Consider the following 13,247-nt stretch of genomic DNA (forward strand, 5'->3'; position numbering starts at 1 on the left):
CGCGGTCACGCGCGTCGCGCCGATCAGCCCGGCTTCAAACGCGGATGGCGCTCAATGGGTGCTGGCTTCGGTGTGGAACGACAGACGGCCGTCGTCGTCGCGCGCGAGCACGAGCGTGGCGCCCGCCGGCACATCGACCTCGCCGCCGCGAAAGCGCGCCGCGAACGGCAACTCACGGCCGCCGCGATCCGCCAGCACGGCGAGATCGACCGACGCAGGACGGCCGTAGTCGTACAGCTCGTTCAACGCGGCGCGCACGGTGCGACCGGTGGACAGCACGTCGTCCACGAGGATGATGCGGCTATCGTTGACATCGAACGGCAGCGACGTCGGGCTTGCCTGCGAATGCAGACCCTTTTTCGCGTAGTCGTCGCGATGCAGCGAGACATTGACCACGCCGAAGCTCGGCACGTTCAGGTCGCGCGCGAGACGTTCCGCGAGCCATACGCCGCCGCTGTAAATACCGGCGAGCACGGGACCGTTCTGGCCACCCAGCGCGTCGCCGTAAGCGGCGCGGATCTGTTCGAGCACGGCGCGATACAGCGCTTCGGCGTCAATGGAACTCATGGTTGTCGGAAAGTCCGTCAAGATATTGCTGAAGGATGATGCTCGCGGCTTCGGCGTCGAGCATCTCGGCGCGGCCGCGACCGGCGCGAATGCCGGCTTCCGCCTCGACCGACGAATAGCGTTCGTCGACGAACGTCACCGGCAGATTGAAGCGCCCGTTCAACTGGTTGCCAAAGCGTTTGGCGAGTTGCGTGCGTTCGTGCGGCGTGCCGTCCGGATGCATCGGCAGACCGACCACGAGTGCATCGGGCTTCCATTCGTCGATCAGCTTGCCGACTGCCTCGAAGCGATACTCGCGATTGCGGTTGGGCACGACGACCAGCGGTCGCGCGCTGCGGGTCAGAGAATTGCCGACCGCGACGCCGATTCGTTTTTCGCCGTAATCGAAGCCGAGCAGCGTGGTGTCGCGCTTGAACACACCCGATGCGCCGGGTTCGCCTGCACCACCGCTCATGCGTGACCTGCTTCGCCGGACAGCATCGACAGGTTGATGCCGAGCAGCGCGAGCGCCCCTTCGAGACGCTCTTCGGCGGGCACGTCGAAGACGATCTTCGGGTCGGCCTCGACCGTCAGCCAGCCGTTCTTCGAGATCTCTTCCTCGAGTTGGCCCGCGCCCCAACCGGCATGGCCGAGCGTCAGCAGAAAGCGCTCCGGACCGTTGCCGCTGGCGACCGCTTCGAGCACGTCTTTGGACGTGGTCATTTCCAGCCCGCCCGGCACCGACATCGACGACGTATAAGGCGTGCCGTCTTTCGGATCGTGCAGCACGAAGCCGCGCTCGGTTTGCACCGGGCCGCCGAAATAGACGGGAACATGCAGAAGGGGTTCGATTTCGAGCTTGAGGTCGATGCGGCTGAACAGCGCCTGAAGATCGATATCCGTGGGACGGTTGATCACGAGACCGAGCGCACCGCGCTCACTGTGATCGCAAAGGTAGACCACCGTTCCGGAAAACGTGGGATCGGCCATGTTAGGCATGGCGATCAGGAACTGATTGGTCAGATTGATGCGATCGGTACTCTTGGACATAGTTCGGATTTTAGCAAAGACGGTACAGATTGGCGGGCGTCGAGCGTGATTTGCTACGGTTTTGCCGCGTGCCATGAACGGCGGATCATGCTGCACTCTATCACGCGTATCCGGCGCGCCTACGACGGGGTTTCGGCCAGCAGACCGATACGGATCGGTCCGGCGCGATACACGCCCGCCGCTATGCGCCGCCTTGCTGGATCGCGCGCGTCAACGTGGCCATTGCGACGCTGCCGTCCGCCGGCGCAACGCCGGCCGCCACGGTGTGCAGCATCGCGCGCAACGCTTCGGCGGCCTGCTCGAGCGCAGCCGGATCCGGCGCCTCGACGACGACATGCGCACGCACCGCCAGCGTCGCGACTTCCGCGTGCGCCCGGCGACGCCAGGCCAGACCGAGCGCGTCCGCGAGCAGCGCGACCCGGCCGAGCCCGAGCGCCCATGCCGCCGCGCCCAGCCGGTAAGCGGCCTCGCCTGCGAGCAAGGCTTCGCTGGGATCGGCTTTTTCGGGCGAGTTGGCGGCTTGCGCATGCACGGCCAGCGCGACGATCGACGCATCCGCGGTTTGCAGGAAATCTTCGTAAGCGCCCGAATTGACGAACAGACCGCCGATCTCGCGCGTGAACACGCTGCGCGACGTCTCGCTGCGGGCGCGCGCGTCCTGCATGCCCGCTTCCCACAGCGCTTCGGAGTCTTGGGTGGCGGCGACGTGCCAGTCGACCGTCAAGCCGTAATCGCGCAGCACGTCGGCCGCGTCGACGTCTTCGGCGGACGCGCCGTAAAGAGCGTAATCGCGCCAGAGCAACGCGAGCGTCGCGCGAACCAGCGAGCGCGGCGCAAGCGCCAGTCCGCGCGCGTGATCGGCCAGCACCAGATTGCAGCGCGCGTAGAAACGGCGCACGTCCGCTTCGCCGGACAGATGGCCGCTCGCGCGCAGCGAACGCGCGCAGGTCGCGGCGAGCCGCCAGTAGTCGTAGGGATCGTCGGACGCCAGTTCCGCGAGGCACGCGTCGAGCGCGTCGTAGGCACGGTGAGTGGCGGCGCTCGTGGCTGCATTCGTTTCCGCATTCGTGATGGCGTCGGCGCTTGCCGTGGCACCGTTGGTGCCATTCATGCCGTTTGCGCGTTGGGCGTCTTTGGCCCCTTTGGCTCCGCTAGCACCGGCCGCCGAATGCGCGCGCAACACCGGCAACAACGCCCGCTCGTAACTCGCGCGCAGATAGGCGAGCCGCTCGGGCGCCTGTCCGCGCAACGTGGCGGGCGGGATCGGCCGTGCGGCCAGCGCGTGATCTTCGTAAGCGGTCGTGAGGCCGGGCGCATGCCGCGCAATGTGTGCGCACAACGCCTGATAATGCGCAAACAGCGACGGCGAACACGACAGTTCCCGCAGGTTGCGACGCGACAGCGCCGCGCGGAAATCGTCCAGCGCGATGCCGAACAGCGCGCGTGCGCCGGGTTCGCTGGCGGGATCGGCGGCGGCCATCGGCGATACCAGCGCGAGCGCGTCGGCGAAACGTTGTGCGCCGGTCCAGCCTGCGTCACGAAGCGCCTGGGCCGCCCGCAGCAACGGCACGCCGGCCTCGCCGCGATGCTCGAACGCACTTTGCGCATCCGCGAGCGCGCGCTCCGCAGCGGGCACTGAGCCGCCACGCGGATTGGGCAACGCATCGAAAGGATCGGTATGTGCCGCGGGCCACGCGGCAGGTGCGGCCGTTGACGACGCCGTCGCATCGGACGATGCGGGCGGCTCGGACAGCGAGGAGAATGAAGCGGACGACGAAGCGAGTGGAGTAGTCATGGGCACGCGGCACGAACACTGACGGACCTGCACACGGCGACGCGCAGCCTTCAGCACGTCCACCGACGGCAGGACGATGACCGACACCCCCTGCGACACGGCACGTAGCCGGACGTTCCGCCGCTAAAGCACAACGACGGCGCATGCGCCGTGCATCGGGCCAAACGGCGATCCGGTCAGCGAATCGTGCGGACAGGCAACGGCCGGTAAAGCCGACACCGCCCGCCCGATTCAGCGGTCAGATCTGCACCATCTCGAAGTCTTCTTTACGCGCGCCGCATTCCGGGCACGTCCAGTTGATCGGCACGTCTTCCCAGCGCGTACCCGGCGCGATTCCTTCATCTGGCAGACCGGCTTCTTCATCGTAAATCCAGCCGCAGATCAGGCACATCCAGCTTCTATATTCCATTCTTGTGTCGGGTCGAAAAGTGCATGAAACGGGAGCCATGATGGTACCGTGTTGCCGCCCCAATGCCTAGCAATCGAAAAATCCGCGACGTTCCGCAGCGCACACGAACGCTGCCGTGAAACGCTTCGCTAAACGCGACGGGCATACGTTGCACCCGTTGTGCAACAACACGATGAACCATGCGCGTGCGCAAGCGGAAAACCGGCACGGTGCCGATTTGCAAAACACGCGTGAACAGGCGTTCGAACGTGCGAAAAACCGCCCTCTCCACGGATAAAGCAGCATAATTGAGCCGACCGCACGCCAGCCGTGCAACGCCCTTTTTCCCACGCTCATTTCCTGCCAGCCCTACATGCCCAGCGACACGCCTCCGATCGTTCTCACCTTCGGCCTCTCCGACCCGACGGGCGGCTCCGGCCTTCAGGCCGACCTGATGACGCTGGCCAGCATGGGCTGCCACGGTGTCAGCGCGTTGACCGGCTATACGATCCGGGATTCAGCCAGTTGCGACGAAGTCACGGGTCTCGACCCTGAAGCGGTCGCGACCCAGGCGCGGATGCTGCTCGAAGACATGCCGATCGCCGCGTTCAAGGTCGGTGCGTGTACGCGCGCCGAAGTCGTGAGCGCCATCGCGGAAGTAGTCGCCGATTACGACGACGTGCCGCTGATCCTCGCCCCCGACTTCACGCTCGACGACGAACACGTGCTCGCCGCCGACGAACTACGCGAAGCGATCGCCGATCTGCTCGCGCCGCAAACCACGTTGCTGGTCGCCGACCAAGCCACGCTGCTCGCGCTGGCCCAACCCGACGCCGACGCCGAAGCGCCCACGCTCGACGCCGCGATCGCGCATCTGCTGTCGCAAGGGTGCGAATACATCCTGTGCACGGAAACCGGCACGCATCGTCTCGTCAATACGCTGTATAGCGACGACGGCCAGTTGCGTCAGGACACGTGGGATCGCGGCAGCAACCGCATCATGGGCATGACCGACACGCTCGGCTCGGCCATCGCCGCGTTGCTCGCGAACGGCCAGGAACCGGCCGAAGCGGTCCGCGAAGCGCAGGAGTATCTGTACCAGGCCACGCGCAGCGCGTTCCGTCCCGGCATGGGCGCGTATATTCCCGACCGTTTCTTCTGGGCGCGCACCAACGACGAAGAAACGCCGCCGGCCGCGGGCAAGGAAGATGCCGCACCGGGCGAAGCGCGTCACTAGCAACACCCAGGCCGCGCGTCATCGCTTCACGCGCGGCCTCAATAAAAAAGCCGGACGGTGCGCACACCGTCCGGCCATAAAAAAACCCGCATCGCTGCGGGTTTTTTCTTTTGGCGCGCACTTCTTTCGAAGCGCGCGCCGCATGTCTTTCGACGTGGACGCTCCGGAGAGCGTCCCGCGAAATTACATGTCCATGCCCATGCCGCCCATGCCGCCGGGCATACCGCCGCCCATCGGTGCATCTTCCTTCGGCAGTTCGCAAACAGCTGCGTCGGTCGTCAGCAGGAGACCCGCAACCGAAGCTGCGTTTTGCAGCGCCGTGCGCGTCACCTTCGTCGGGTCGACAACACCTGCGTCGACCAGGTCGACGTACTCGCCGGTTGCTGCGTTGTAGCCGTAGTTGCCCGTACCAGCGGCAACAGCTGCCACCACGACGCTGGCTTCTTCGCCACCGTTCGTGACGATCTGACGCAGCGGCTCTTCCATCGCGCGCAGCACGATCTTGATACCTGCGTCCTGATCGGCGTTAGCGCCCTTCAGGCTCGTGATAGCCGTGCGAGCGCGGATCAGCGCGACGCCGCCACCAGCAACGATGCCTTCTTCCACAGCTGCGCGCGTTGCGTGCAGTGCGTCTTCGACACGTGCCTTCTTTTCCTTCATTTCGACTTCGGTCGCAGCACCGACCTTAATCACTGCAACGCCGCCTGCCAGCTTGGCAACGCGTTCTTGCAGCTTTTCACGGTCGTAGTCCGACGTTGCTTCTTCGATTTGCGTGCGAACCTGCTTCACACGTGCTTCGATGTTTGCAGCTTCGCCAGCGCCGTCGATGATCGTCGTGTTTTCCTTGCCCACTTCGATACGCTTCGCTTGACCCAGTTCGGCCAGCGTTGCCTTTTCGAGCGTCAGGCCGGTTTCTTCAGCGATGACTTGACCACCGGTCAGGATCGCGATGTCTTCCAGCATGGCCTTACGACGGTCGCCGAAGCCCGGAGCCTTGACGGCAACAGTCTTCAGGATGCCGCGGATGTTGTTCACAACCAGCGTTGCCAGTGCTTCGCCTTCGACGTCTTCTGCGATGATCAGCAGCGGACGGCCAGCCTTGGCGACTTGTTCCAGGACCGGGAGGAGGTCACGAATGTTCGAGACCTTCTTGTCGTGCAGCAGCACGAACGGGTTGTCCAGAACAGCAACCTGCTTGTCCGGGTTGTTGATGAAGTACGGCGACAGGTAGCCGCGGTCGAATTGCATACCTTCGACAACGTCCAGCTCGTCTTGCAGCGACTTGCCGTCTTCGACGGTGATCACGCCTTCCTTGCCGACCTTGTCCATGGCTTCAGCGATACGATCGCCGATCGACGAGTCGCTGTTTGCCGAGATCGAGCCAACTTGCGCGATTTCCTTGTTCGTCGTGCACGGCTTGCTGATCTTGCGCAGTTCTTCGATTGCAGCTGCAACAGCCTTGTCGATACCGCGCTTCAGATCCATCGGGTTCATGCCCGATGCAACGTACTTCATGCCTTCGCGGACGATCGACTGAGCCAGGACCGTAGCGGTCGTGGTGCCGTCACCTGCGTTGTCGCTGGTCTTGGAAGCGACTTCCTTGACCATTTGCGCGCCCATGTTCTGGAGCTTGTCTTTCAGTTCGATCTCTTTCGCGACCGACACACCGTCCTTGGTGACCGTCGGGCCGCCGAAGCTGCGTTCCAGGACAACGTTGCGGCCCTTCGGACCCAGCGTGACCTTCACAGCGTTCGCGAGAATGTTCACGCCTTCGACCATCTTGGCACGTGCGGAATCACCGAATACGACGTCTTTAGCTGCCATCTTCTAACTCCTTGAATTCTTTGGATATGAACCGGGGAAGTAGCGACCAGCGCTTACTTCTGCACCACGGCCATGATGTCTTCTTCGCGCATCACCAGCAGTTCGTTGCCGTCGACCTTGACGGTCTGGCCTGCGTACTTGCCGAACAGGACGCGGTCACCGATCTTCACGTCGAGCGCGATCTGTGCGCCCTTATCGTCACGCTTGCCCGGGCCGACTGCCAGGATTTCGCCTTGATCCGGCTTTTCCGCTGCGGCTTCGGGGATCACGATGCCCGACGCAGTCTTGGTTTCTTGATCCAGACGTTTGACGATCACGCGATCATGCAAAGGACGAAGGTTCATACATACTCCTCTCTTGATTGAGACTGAAGAACGCTGAGAAAACCCGGCTGGCTGAGCCAACCGGCGATGTTGTTAGCACTCTCGTGCAGCGAGTGCTAATTATATGGACGGGTGGTGACAAATTCAAGACGCTGCGGGGAAGGTCGGCAGAAATGCCCGGATTCGCGGAGCGGGAACGCGATCGCACGGCCTGAGTCGCGGGGCCGCCGCGCCGAGCGGCGTCCGGCGGAAACTTCCGAGCGAAATCAATGTGTTGGATTTGCCAGAGCAACGCTGCGGCACCTTTCGGATACCCTTCAGCGCGACGGTCGATGCCTTTCTGGAAGGCCCCGCACCGAATTCTTCCCGCACCAGGGGAAATCCTGATCTACGCGACGGGAATCGGAATGCGCGCCCCGAACGAGGCTCGACACCAGCTCAACTGCGCGCCGCCTCGCAGTCGTCCCAGTACCGAAGCGGGTCCTGGTGCTGCGGGAACAGCTTGGCGAGCCAACCCATCAGGCGCGCCCACTCGGGGTGACTCGTGCCGCTTTGCGCGGAAAACAGCGATCGCTCGAGAACGCTATTGCGCTGCCGGTCATACGCGACGACCTGATACCGGCCATCCGCGCCCTCTCTCGACGTGATCGTATAACGCGTCAGCAGGCGCAGTTCGGCGTGCTCCGACCAGCCGAAGACCGCGCGTGGCAGGCCGTTCGAATCACGCACTTCCGTGCTGCCGTCGGGCAGCTTCACCGCGCCCCAGCCGGGCGCAAGCTCGGTGACGAGCTCGTCCTTCGTCTTGCGATGCCAGCGAAGCTTCCACGCCCGTTCCATCGCCTCGTGGACATGCGCGGCCGACTCGTAGCCGCGCGGCACTTCGACCGCGACCGGAAACGACACGACGCTTTCTTTCCAGATCGTGCCGTCACCCGACGGGCGGGCGTCCACGCGCGCTGCGCGTTCGGCGTCTTCAAACGGATTCTGCTTGCCCGGCTTCGACTGGGCCGAACTCGGCGGCAAATCGGAAAACAGGTTTTCCAACGCCTGTCGCGCATTGCGGGACTTGTCACCATTTCTCATTCGATTCTCCAACCAGGCGACATTCATGATTCGACGAGCGCGTGCCGGCTGATCTGCGCAACCGGCCCGACGTCGGAACTGGCGCCATAACGGCGCCGCACCTCGTATTGTGCGTCTGTTCCGCGCGCGTCAGAACAAACCCAGACGCCGGACGATCCGCCCGAACGTCAGCCACTGCTGCGCGAGCAGGCCGTTTCCGTACGAGCGCCCGGCGCCGTCCGGCCCCGGCAGTTGATCGCGAATGCCGGTCGGCTCCAGCGTGCGGTTCCACGACGCGGTTTTGAACATCATGTCCCACCACGGAAACAGCACGCCGAAATTGCAGCCGTAGTGCGTGCCTTCGTGACCATAACCGATCGCATGATGACGACGGTGAAAGATCGGGCTGACGATCAGCCGTTCGAGCAAACCGCCATACGGCAGATGCGCGTTCACGTGCTGCACGCTCTGCATGAAGTTGCTGACCGCGACCAGCACGACGAACTGACTCGGCTCGACGCCGATAAACAGCGAGATTACCGCGAAGAATCCGGCCTGAATGATGTCGTCGAGGAAGTGATTGCGGTCGTCGGCCCACAGCGACATCTGCTGCTGGCTATGATGGACCGCGTGCAACTCCCACCACACGCCGAACCGGTGCTGCCAGCGGTGATACCAGTAGCCGGCGAAATCGAGCACCACCAGATAGATCACGAACGCAACCACCGGCTGGTCGGTGACGCCCGGCCACAGATTGTCGAGATCGATATTCGGAATGTCGTGGATCGCCATCAGACTCTGCCAGTGATTGAACAGCGGCTGGAGCATGAAGAAGAACGCGATATTGATGATGCCGAGTTTGGCGATCCACGTGTAGATCACGTCCGCGCGAAGCGCCTTGCGATCGGACCAGGTTTCGATCGGACGCAAGGCTTCGAGCGGACGCAGCGCCGCGTACATCACGACGATTTCCAGCACGCCGACGATCACCCAGTACAGCGCGTCATACGTGTCTTCGTCGTAGCCCATCAGCCCGACGCGGAAAAAAACCGGTTGCACGACATCGACGAACAGCAGCGTCTGAAGTGTCGAGATGCCGTTATCGAGCAGTGCGAGGATGGCGTGAATCAACGAAAAACCCCTTCAATGACAGATGACGCGAAACACCGGCGGCGCGCCGCGCCGTCCGAACCGAATCGAACCGCACGGCGTAACCGGACGCTCAGTCCGGATTCGGCGCGTACACCGGCGCACGGTTCGCGAAGTAGATCCCGTGCGGCGAACGTCCGACCGCGATCGTATCTATCAGTTTATGCGTCGTGAGATCGATGATGCCGACATGTTTCGCGAAACGGAACGTCACCCATAGATACCGTTTGTCCGCCGACAGTTCCATATCGTCCGGTCCCGGCATCAAACCCGTGATGTCGGCGACTTTCGTCAGCGTCGTGTAATCGAGAATGCTGATCGTGCTTTCGACGCGGTTAGTCACCGCAATGTGCTGGCCGTCGTCGAGATTGCGGAAGTTGTGCGCGCCGCGACCGGTCTGAATCCGCTTGACGACCTGCTTCGTATGCGGATCGACCACCGCGACGTCGTCCTCGCCTGTCATGCCGATCAACAGGTATTTGTCGCCCGGCGTCATCCACAGACCGGCGGGCGTGTTGCCCACGTGCAGTTTCCACAGCACGCTTTGCGATGCGAGATCGATCGCGGCGACTTCGCCGGTGTCCTGCAAGGTCACGTAGACGATCTTGCTGTCCGACGAGAACGTCATATGGCTCGGCGTCTTCGCGAGCGGAATGCGCTGCGCGAGCACCAGATTCTGGCCGTCGTACTTGTAGACATCGACGCGATCCAGGCGCAGCGCCGCCGTGACGAACCATTTGTGATCGGGCGAGAAACCGAGTTGATACGGGTCCTCGATTCCTTCGACACGATGCTGGACCTTACCCGTATGCGGGTCGAGGAACATCAGGTCGTTCGACACCGAATCCGCGACGATCAGCGAACGGCCGTCCGGCGTGATCATCAGGTGATGCGGTTCCTTGCCGGTCGGCTCCTTGCCGATGACCTGACGGCTCACCGGATCGACCAGCGTCAATTGCGCTTCGGCGGAGTCGAGCACGATCACGTTGTCGGCGGCATGCGCGACTGGCGAAACGGCGAACAGCCCGCAAAGCGATGCGGCCACTGCGCCGGCCCGTGTAATCGAAACGATAGAAATTGGCATTGAGAACGTGCGGTGCGGAAAAAAGCGCGGGAAAAGCGCGAAAAAACCTCGTGGAGGATGCGACTGAAAGACAACGGAAAGCCACGGCACCGCCTGGCCGGTCGTCCATGATCGTCTAACGCGTGAGAGGCCGCCGCCGATGACACATTTTTAGCAACCTTCTATTGCGCGCACGCGAAAGGTGCAGCCCGTAAGACACCGTAACGGTCCGCACCAGTTTGCTGACCGGTTAAACGTTTGCTGAGTGCATACGAAAACGGCTGTCGCCGCTACCATGCCCGGCCCGGTGTTTGCTTTTAAGCGTGCGCCGCATAACAAACCAGACCGCAATGCCAAAGGGGGATCACCGTGTCGAATCCGCATGAAATCGTCGAACTCACGCATCACGTGAAGAAGCTGGCCACCGGCAAGATTTCCGATATCAACGACATCAACCGGGAGGCCACTTTTCTTGCGCTCAACGCGTTGATCGAAGCGGCGCGCGCGGGTCATGCCGGACGCGGTTTCGCGGTGGTCGCGAATCAGGTCAAGCATGTATCGGCGCGGATCGGTGAAATCACCACCGGACTGAATCGCGAACTCGCGGGTTCCCTCGCGCGTCTGACCGACCTCGGCGACAGCATGATCGAGCGCCTGCGTGCCAGCGAAGGCCAGCGCGGCGCCGACCTCGCACTGAACATGATCGATGTGATCGACCGCAATCTGTACGAGCGCTCGTGCGATGTGCGCTGGTGGGCAACCGACTCGGCCGTCGTCGAATGTCTCGCCGACGCCACGCCGCACACCGCCGCGTTCGCGTCGAGCCGTCTGTCGGTGATTCTCGACAGCTATACGGTGTACCGCGATCTCTGGATCGTCGATGCGTCGGGACGCGTGGTCGCGAACGGCAGGCCGGAGCAGTACGCGGTGCGCGGTCAGGACGTCAGCCACGCAAGCTGGTTTCGCGACGCGATGAAGACGCCGACCGGCGCCGAATTCGTCGCCGGCGATATCGAGGCGTTGCCCGCGCTCAGGCACGCGCAGGTCGCGACCTACGCCACCGCGATCCGCCAGAACGGCGCGGCCGACGGCAAGCCGCTCGGCGCGCTGATCATCTTTTTCGACTGGGCACCGCAAGCGTCGGCGGTCGTCAAGGGCGTGCGGCTGTCCGCCGACGAATGGAAGCGCACGCGCTGTCTGATCGTCAACGCGCGGCATCGCGTGATTGCGGCGTCGGACGATAAAGGCGTGCTCGACGAGCCGTTTCATCTCGTCACCCACGGCAAGCCGGCCGGTTTCTATCATTTGCCCGACGGCCGGACCGTGTCGTTCGCGGCGACGCCGGGCTACGAGAGCTACAAGGGATTAGGCTGGTTCGGCGTGGTCGTGCAGACGCCGCTCGCGGAACCGAAAGCCGCGGTGTGACGCGGCGCGGCGGCGCTGATGGAAAAGCTGGAGTGGCTGAAACGATGCCTACAGACGCGCCGCCCGTTCCGGATTGCCCGAGCCGAAGCAGATCGCCGCGACGCCGATCACGTTGCCGATCAGGCGGCCGCGCCGGTCGAGATGCGCTTCGGGGCGAATCGATTTGAGGCTGTTCATGATCAGCGCGCGAGCGATATTGCTCGCCGCTTCCTTGCGCGACATCACGCCCTTGCGGCGCAGGTAATCGGCATTGACGACTTGCGAATAGCCGAACTTCTTGCCCGACACGCGACCGCCGACCAGTCCGAGATGCACGCCGCGCAGCGCATCGCAAATCGCCAACGCGCCACCGGCCGCGACGCGTCGCGAGAAATCCTTGTCTTCGAGCCAGCCGTACAGCACCAGCCGCTCGTCGAAGCGCGCGCTGCCGATCGCGCTCAGGCGAACCGCCATGTTGCAGCCATACAACGACGAGCACGGCGTCAACGCGGCGGCAGGCGCCGTGCCGGTATCGGCTTCGGACGTGATGTTCAGCGCCTCGTCCCAGCTGACCGGCTCGGTGGCTGCGCCGTCGCGCAGCGTGCGTCCCGACATGCCGAGCAGCGATGGATTGCGCTCGAATGCCTGCGCGCAGCGGGCCACCCAGTCGCGGCACGGCGCGAAATCGTCGTCGAAGAAAATGACGACATCGAAGCCCTGCCCCAGCGAGTCGAGCCGGTCGAGTGTGTCGAGCCCGCGATTGCGTTGCGCCGACGATCCCGCCGAGCCGTAAATGCTGCGCACGTCGAGTTCGTCGCAGGTCCACGGCGCGATATCGGCCTCGCAGGTCGCCGACAGCACCACCAGATCGGGCCGCACCGTCTGGCGCGCGAGAAATTCGAGCGCCTTCGGAATCGCCGTCGGCCGGCCTTTGGTCGCGATGACCACGGCCACGCGCATCGGCCTGACGTCGGCGAAACGCTCGGCGGACGTATCGGGCGACGCGTCGGAACGTGCGCCAATGGACGCGGCAGGCGCCGCGCTGTCGATACTGGTCGTCATGATTCCTCCGGTACGGTACGTCGGAACGGCTCGCGGTTTACCCGCAGCAAAGTAGCACGGCATCTGGACCCTCGCCGCGCGCGCGCCGGACGCGACGCGGATTTGTCCGAAATGGCGGACACATCGTCGGATGAAGCGGGTTATGGATCGGCTACGCGTCGTCCCCGGACCGCGCGGAAAACCGGATCGATCCACCACGGCCGGTATTTTTCCGATACACGGCGAATACCGATTTCACGCCGTCAGATTAGAAATTTTTCCCGCACGCTGATTCAATCAACGAAATTAATACCGGCCACCTTATTCACATAACAGATTTTTTGGCCCGGATTATGCAGGACGTT

13 protein-coding genes are annotated in these 13,247 nt (G+C 63.4%); 2 read left to right on the forward strand and 11 right to left on the reverse strand.

Going from position 1 to position 13,247, the window contains the following annotated elements; all coding sequences use genetic code 11:
• Nucleotides 1–51: 51 nt before the first annotated feature.
• The 5 genes from pyrR to PW947_RS21515 all read right to left on the reverse strand — a co-directional run bounded on the left by pyrR (nucleotide 52) and on the right by PW947_RS21515 (nucleotide 3,800).
• On the reverse strand, nucleotides 52–567 hold the full coding sequence (gene pyrR, locus PW947_RS21495; protein ID WP_299634416.1) for a bifunctional pyr operon transcriptional regulator/uracil phosphoribosyltransferase PyrR: 516 nt from the start codon (nucleotides 565–567) through the stop codon (nucleotides 52–54).
• Complete coding sequence (gene ruvX, locus PW947_RS21500) at nucleotides 554–1,021, reverse strand: Holliday junction resolvase RuvX (RefSeq protein ID WP_299634417.1); 468 nt, start codon at nucleotides 1,019–1,021, stop codon at nucleotides 554–556. Before ruvX ends, pyrR begins: the two co-directional genes overlap by 14 nt.
• Entirely contained in the window at nucleotides 1,018–1,596 is a 579-nt protein-coding gene (locus PW947_RS21505; protein ID WP_299634418.1) for a YqgE/AlgH family protein, read from the reverse strand. The genes ruvX and PW947_RS21505 overlap by 4 nt, the downstream gene beginning before the upstream one ends.
• Nucleotides 1,597–1,777: 181 nt before the next feature.
• Entirely contained in the window at nucleotides 1,778–3,391 is a 1,614-nt protein-coding gene (locus PW947_RS21510) for a hypothetical protein (RefSeq protein WP_299634419.1), read from the reverse strand.
• A 238-nt stretch (nucleotides 3,392–3,629) separates the two neighbouring features.
• Complete coding sequence (locus PW947_RS21515) at nucleotides 3,630–3,800, reverse strand: rubredoxin (protein ID WP_008342674.1); 171 nt, start codon at nucleotides 3,798–3,800, stop codon at nucleotides 3,630–3,632.
• Nucleotides 3,801–4,152: 352 nt separating this feature from the next.
• On the opposite strand from PW947_RS21515, the gene PW947_RS21520 reads away from it, so the two are divergent.
• Nucleotides 4,153–5,016 (forward strand): hydroxymethylpyrimidine/phosphomethylpyrimidine kinase, encoded by an 864-nt coding sequence (locus PW947_RS21520; protein ID WP_299634421.1) that lies wholly within the window; start codon nucleotides 4,153–4,155, stop codon nucleotides 5,014–5,016.
• Between the two features lie 183 nt (nucleotides 5,017–5,199).
• Here PW947_RS21520 and groL read toward each other — a convergent pair whose 3' ends face one another.
• From groL to PW947_RS21545, 5 genes are all read right to left on the reverse strand, one after another.
• Nucleotides 5,200–6,840: a chaperonin GroEL gene (gene groL, locus PW947_RS21525; protein WP_299634422.1), complete on the reverse strand. Its 1,641-nt coding sequence runs from the start codon at nucleotides 6,838–6,840 to the stop codon at nucleotides 5,200–5,202.
• Between the two features lie 53 nt (nucleotides 6,841–6,893).
• Entirely contained in the window at nucleotides 6,894–7,184 is a 291-nt protein-coding gene (gene groES, locus PW947_RS21530; protein ID WP_122152238.1) for a co-chaperone GroES, read from the reverse strand.
• Nucleotides 7,185–7,601: 417 nt separating this feature from the next.
• The gene (locus PW947_RS21535; RefSeq protein ID WP_299634424.1) at nucleotides 7,602–8,246 is read right to left on the reverse strand and encodes a hypothetical protein; all 645 of its coding nucleotides are present in this window, start codon (nucleotides 8,244–8,246) and stop codon (nucleotides 7,602–7,604) included.
• A 129-nt stretch (nucleotides 8,247–8,375) separates the two neighbouring features.
• Nucleotides 8,376–9,356 carry a sterol desaturase family protein gene (locus PW947_RS21540; RefSeq protein ID WP_299634425.1) on the reverse strand — a complete coding sequence of 327 codons (981 nt, stop codon included), beginning with the start codon at nucleotides 9,354–9,356 and terminating at the stop codon, nucleotides 8,376–8,378.
• A 91-nt stretch (nucleotides 9,357–9,447) separates the two neighbouring features.
• Nucleotides 9,448–10,458 (reverse strand): beta-propeller fold lactonase family protein, encoded by a 1,011-nt coding sequence (locus tag PW947_RS21545; RefSeq protein WP_299634426.1) that lies wholly within the window; start codon nucleotides 10,456–10,458, stop codon nucleotides 9,448–9,450.
• 348 nt (nucleotides 10,459–10,806) lie between these two features.
• Here PW947_RS21545 and PW947_RS21550 point away from each other — a divergent pair, with 348 nt between their 5' ends.
• A complete protein-coding gene (locus PW947_RS21550; protein ID WP_299634428.1) occupies nucleotides 10,807–11,862 on the forward strand; it encodes a methyl-accepting chemotaxis protein in 1,056 nt (351 codons plus the stop codon).
• A gap of 48 nt (nucleotides 11,863–11,910) precedes the next feature.
• Here the strand turns inward: PW947_RS21550 and PW947_RS21555 are convergent, their stop codons facing one another.
• The gene (locus PW947_RS21555) at nucleotides 11,911–12,903 is read right to left on the reverse strand and encodes a glycosyltransferase family 2 protein (protein WP_299634429.1); all 993 of its coding nucleotides are present in this window, start codon (nucleotides 12,901–12,903) and stop codon (nucleotides 11,911–11,913) included.
• Nucleotides 12,904–13,247: the final 344 nt, after the last annotated feature.

Origin of the sequence: Paraburkholderia sp. (genome assembly GCF_028283785.1) — a bacterium.
Lineage (GTDB): Bacteria > Pseudomonadota > Gammaproteobacteria > Burkholderiales > Burkholderiaceae > Paraburkholderia.